The organism is Pontibacter sp. HJ8, from assembly GCF_054824225.1.
The window spans coordinates 1-5,375 of record NZ_JSYF01000406.1; the positions used below are offsets into that span (position 1 = coordinate 1).

Genomic DNA, 5,375 nt, shown 5'->3' on the forward strand with positions numbered 1-5,375 from the left:
GGTGGTTTTCTTTTACTTTATACTTCTGAAAGGAGAGCGGCTAAACCGCTGAATCATTTAATATCCCGGATTCTGTTTCAAGCTAGACACACCGTTTGTAGTATGCAGGTCAATCTGTCTTTGTGGAATTGGGAAGTACTCATGCTTGCCGGTAATAAAGTTACCTCCTTTTACGTCTGGTAAAATACCTCCTTCATAAGAGAAAAAGGCATTCAGCTCTTTTGCAGCTCTTCCCCACCGAACCAGGTCAAAGTAACGATGGCCTTCCAGAGCCAATTCTATCTTGCGTTCAAAGTAGATAGCCTCCAATGCCTTCTGCTGCCCTAAGCCAGTAAAATAGCCACTCGGATAGGGTGCAACGTTGTAGTTGGCGGCTGGGGCATTCGAAAAGCCAGCCATAGGATCTTTAGGATTAGCATACTGGTATACTTTGTTCTCCGGCCTGGCAGCTCTGATGCGAATCATGTTGACGTACTCCTGTGACTGAGACAGGTTTCCTAACTGAGCCTCGGCTTCTGCTGCCATTAAAAGCACGTCTGCGTAACGAATCAGTACCACGTTTATGGCAGAGCCCGGTGCCCAGGAGCTTTGGTCAGAGAGAGTGTTTGCCGTAGCTTTCCAATAAATGTGTTTTTTGGAGGAGTATGGGCCAGCATAGCTTTGCAATCGAATCCATGCCTGCCCCGGATGGGCCCCCCAATCCAGGAAAGGAATACCACGGCGGCCCACCGTCCAGTCCAGGCGCGGGTCCACGGGCTGTGTGTCCGGCGTGAAGGGCTCGTTGGAAGCAATGCCTTGATCATGCTCTAATCTTGTGGCATTGTAATTATCCAGGTAAGGCAGGCCTTGGGCAGTAGTACGGTAAGAGTTAGCCAGGTCTATGGAAGGCTGGAAGAAACCGCAGCAGCGGAACGGGCTGTTGTACGGGTAGTTCAGCATTTCGCCCTGGTTGGCGTTGGCAATAGTGCCTGTACCGTCATTAGCCACCATCTGGATTGCAAAAACAGACTCTTTGTTATTTTCGTTGCCCGCATCAAAGTTGTCCTTGAACTTGTCTATCAAGCCATACTTGAGGCCGCTAGCGGTAACACCGGAAGTTATAACCTGATCAAAGACGCTCTTTGCCTCGGCATGCTTTTTCTGGTACAGATAAGCCTTTCCCAGGTAAGCGGCGGCAGCCCATTTGTTAACCCGGCCTATCTGTGCCTGGGTGTTGGGCAGGTTGTCCATGGCAAACTGAAGGTCCGCCTCTATCTTTGGCCAGATGTCCGCATTGTTCGGTTGGTTGTAATCGGCAAGTTCTTCGATTGTTTCTTCAATCCAGGGAACCATGTTGAACATCTTCTTCAGCTCAAAGTAATAGTGGGCGCGCAGGAAGCGAACCTCTGCTTCAATCCGCTGCTTGTCTGCCTCGGTTATGTCCTTTGCCTTAGCCATTAGTTTCAGCGTATTGTTTGTACGAGCTATACCTTCGTACATAGCTTTCCATTTGGTGTTAAGAAAACCATTGCTGGGGTCGGACGTGAAGGTCGCAATAGCGTTGATGGCTGGCTGGTCGGCTCCGTCACTGCCCTTGTGGGCTTCTCCACCGGCCACACTGCCATATATCCAGTTAGTAGGAGCAGCCTCCCATGGACCGCCGGTCGCGATGGCAGCTCCGTTACCCTGGGCATCTAAGGCGGCATAAGCGCCGATCAACATCTTTTCTACACCTGCCCGGTTCGCAATGATGTCTTCACTGAGAGACCCGTAGGCTGGTTTTTCCAGAAAGTCGTCTCCGCATGAAGTTAGCAGTTGCATAGAGCTAACTATGGCTGCTGTCATTAAGATCAATTTATATTTTTTCATGACTTTAGAAGTTATGCTCAAAACTAGAAGGATACATTTATGCCTGCTAAATACTGGCGCATGTTAGGGTAGTTACCTTCGTCTATGCCGAATGCTGTGGTGCCTCCGGATATTTCGGGATCTATGCCAGAGTAATTTGTGATCGTGAACAGGTTTGCGGCCTGCACATAAATCCGCAGGCTGCCAACGCCATAGCTGCTCAACAGGCTTTTAGGTAAAGTATAGCCCAACTGCACGTTCTTGGCTCTCAGATAGGAGCCGTTTTCTACATAGTATGAGTTTGGAACGTTTGTGGTGCTGAAGGAGCCACTTGCTTCCTGTATAGGTGCCGTCGCATTGCGGTTTTCGGGTGTCCACGAATCGTAGAGTGCTGTTTTACTTTTCGCGCCAACAAAGTTCGGGTTGAAGTCCGTCCACCATTTTACCTGGTTCCAGATGTCATTTCCCTGCGACCCGTATAGGAACATGTTAAAATCGAAGTTCTTGTAAGTGGCCGCAATGTTTAAGCCATAGGTAAAGTCTGGGTTAGGGTTGCCTAAAACAACGCGGTCATCAGGGGTAATGATTCCGTCCCCGTTCGTATCAGCGTAGCGGAAACGGCCGATGCCAATACCTGCCTGATAAATCGTGTTGGGATTTCCGGAAGTTTCTATAACCCGTGCATTGGCTGCATCGATTTCTGCTTGATCATTCCAGAATCCCTCTATCTGGTAACCGAAGAACGAACTCATAGGAGAACCAACCTGATTACGGATAATATTGCTGCCGTTAAAGCGACGAGACTCCAGGTCAAAATTTTGTGCACCATTTGACACCTTGAGGATTTTGTTGTCGTAAGTCGTTAACGTACCCGTGATGTCAAACCTGAAATCTGAGGAGACATCTATGTGGCCCGTGAGGGCTGCATCAATGCCTTTGTTGCGCATTTGGGCAATGTTTACATAGGGTGCCGCGGCGCCGCCGCCAGCAGTTCCTACCAGTTCAGGATTAAACAAGAGGTCTTTGATTTCTTTGTTATAGTAATCCAGGGTAAAGTCAATTTTACCGTTGAACAGGGTTGCGTCGAAGCCGATGTTGCTGTTGATATTCGTTTCCCATTTAGCATCGGGGTTGCCGAAACGAGACTTTCTGAAACCTTCCACGATTGAGTTGTTGGTGCCGCCAATGTCATAGTACGACAGGGTTCTGTCTGAGCCGTAGGCCGTGAAAGCATTTGCCGGTGTTACGTTCAACTGGTTACCCATTACGCCATAGCCACCCCGGATTTTGAGATCTGAAACCCAGCTGATGTCCTGCATAAAGTTCTCTTGGGAAATACGCCAACCGGCACTAGCCGCAGGGAACGTGCCATAACGTTTGTTTGGACCAAAGCGTGAGGAGCCGTCGCGGCGGACCACAAACCCGAACAGGTATTTGTCCATCAGGCTGTAGTCCAGCCTTCCGATGAGGGAGAACAGCGCATCCTCGCTTTTGTCACTGAAGTTGTTTCGTGTGCCTGCACCTGTTCCAAGGGTAGTGAAGTTCGGGTCAAATGAGAAGTAACCCTGTGTAGATCCACCTACCTGGCTCCAGAAGTTGCTGTAAGCCTCGGTACCAACCACAACGCCGAGATTATGCACGTCATTGAAATTTCTCTTATAAGTCAGCGTGTTAGTCCACGTCCAGTTGTATCCGTTGCTCGAGCTCTGGTTATACTGGTTTACAGTGTTGTTCTCACCATTCTCGTATTCAGGATAGGTGAAAGAGCGGTTGTTGTTATTGTACATTTCACCACCGAAAATAGTGCGCGCCGTAAAGTGGTTCAGAAAGTCTGCTTCAGCGAACACATTTCCAAACATACGGTTGCCCATTGCTTTATTGTTCTTCAGCCTGTCCAACTGAGCCACCGGGTTTCTGGCATTCCCCAGGCCGCTACCGGATGATCCGGAGAAGTTGCCCATGATATCATACACTGGTATGATCCTCTGTAGGCGGTAGGCCATGTTGATCGGGTTCTCTCCACCACCGATTTGGGGGTTTTCAATCACAGAATAAGCCAGGTTTTCGCCTACCCGAATGTTCTTGTTGAGGTTATAGGAGCTATTGGCTCTGACAGTATAGCGCTTGAAGTGCGTGTTTTCCATTACCCCCTGCTGGTTAAAGTAGTTGGCAGAAAAGTAGAAGCTACCCATCTCACCACCGCTGCTTACCGCCACGTTATGGCTCGTGATCGGGGCCGGTCTAAAGATTTCGTTATACCAGTCGGTGCCGGATTTGTTTGCTCGCGAGATACGGTAGAAAGAGCTAAGCTCCGAGCTTCCTCCGGTATAAAAAGGATTGACGTTATAGAGCGATGGATTTGCCGTCGGGTCTCCTTCCAAAACACCTGTTCTGGTAACCCCCGGTCCTGAGATCAAATAATCGGGGAGTTGAGGGCTGGCGCCGGAGCCGTATATAGGGCTTTCGGGCGTCTTGCCACCATTTTTAGCTACCAACCAATTTAATTCAGCCATCTCCTGCGGCGTAGCCAGATTCCAGGGGTTTTCTCCTGCCGGGCGCTGCATGCCGTAGTAGCCATCGTACGTAACCGACACTTTGCCTTTGCCTCTTTTCGTGGTGATGATGATCACCCCGTTGGCTGCACGCGCCCCGTAGATGGAGGCAGAGCCGGCGTCCTTCAGTACCTGCATGGTCTCCACATCATTGGGGTTCAAGTCTCTGATGTTTTCAGTTGGAACACCATCCACAACAAAGAGTGGTGTGTTGTTGCCGAACGTGTTAAAACCACGTATCCTGATCTGCTGCGACTGACCAGGCTGACCTGAACCGAGAACAGTAACACCCGATGCCCGGCCCTGTAACATGCTCGAAACCTGTGCCTCCGGCTGCTTGGTCATTTCCGATACGTTCACTACAGCTACGGCACCTGTCAGGTCTTTCTTCTCCTGTACCGCGTAGCCGGTTACTACTACCTCCTGTAATGCCCGTGTGTCTGTGGCGAGGGAGACATTGATGGTACTTTGGTTGTTAATGGGAATCTCCTGGGTTTTATACCCCAAAAATGAGATAACCATCGTAGTGCCCCCGGCAGGTACTCTTAATGTAAAATTGCCGTTTATGTCTGTGGCAGTACCAGCCGTTGTGCCTTTAACTACTACGGTGGCGCCTGGGATTGCTTCTCCGGACTCTCCCGTCACTCTTCCTTTTACTTCTGTGGTCTGCCATATGGCGTTGCTGAGCATGTTATTGGGCTCAACCAAGGTGTTGGTGTTTGTTGCGTAACCTGGAAGCGGGCTGTGCAGGACGCAGATGGCTGCGAGCGCAATGGCCCAATCTTTCTTGCAGGACAAAATCTTTGCATGCCTGCCCATTGGGGGTAGCCATGTCCAGAAGTATTTCTGTTTCATGTAAAATAAGTTAGATGAGATATTTTTTGCTTTTAGAGAAAATGAAAGGTGCCTTGTGCACCTTTCATGGAAGTGCCTGGGGAAAGGAAAAGTAGCCAGGAAGCAGTTTGGATGTTTGTAGTACAAATGTTACATAGGCTT

The 5,375-nt window shown here is 49.6% G+C and carries 2 protein-coding genes; both read right to left on the reverse strand.

Annotation, left to right across the window (positions count from 1 at the left end; translation table 11 throughout):
• Positions 1-57: 57 nt before the first annotated feature.
• Positions 58-1,824: a RagB/SusD family nutrient uptake outer membrane protein gene (locus tag OB13_RS16575; RefSeq protein ID WP_461491293.1), complete on the reverse strand. Its 1,767-nt coding sequence runs from the start codon at positions 1,822-1,824 to the stop codon at positions 58-60.
• A 47-nt stretch (positions 1,825-1,871) separates the two neighbouring features.
• Positions 1,872-5,234: a SusC/RagA family TonB-linked outer membrane protein gene (locus OB13_RS16580; RefSeq protein WP_461491294.1), complete on the reverse strand. Its 3,363-nt coding sequence runs from the start codon at positions 5,232-5,234 to the stop codon at positions 1,872-1,874.
• Positions 5,235-5,375: the final 141 nt, after the last annotated feature.

Excerpts from the sequence above, each read along its gene's own strand:
- OB13_RS16575 (WP_461491293.1), bottom strand. The coding sequence starts at position 1,824 with ATGACAGCAGCCATAGTTAGCTCTATGCAACTGCTAACTTCATGCGGA.
- OB13_RS16580 (WP_461491294.1), bottom strand. The coding sequence starts at position 5,234 with ATGAAACAGAAATACTTCTGGACATGGCTACCCCCAATGGGCAGGCAT.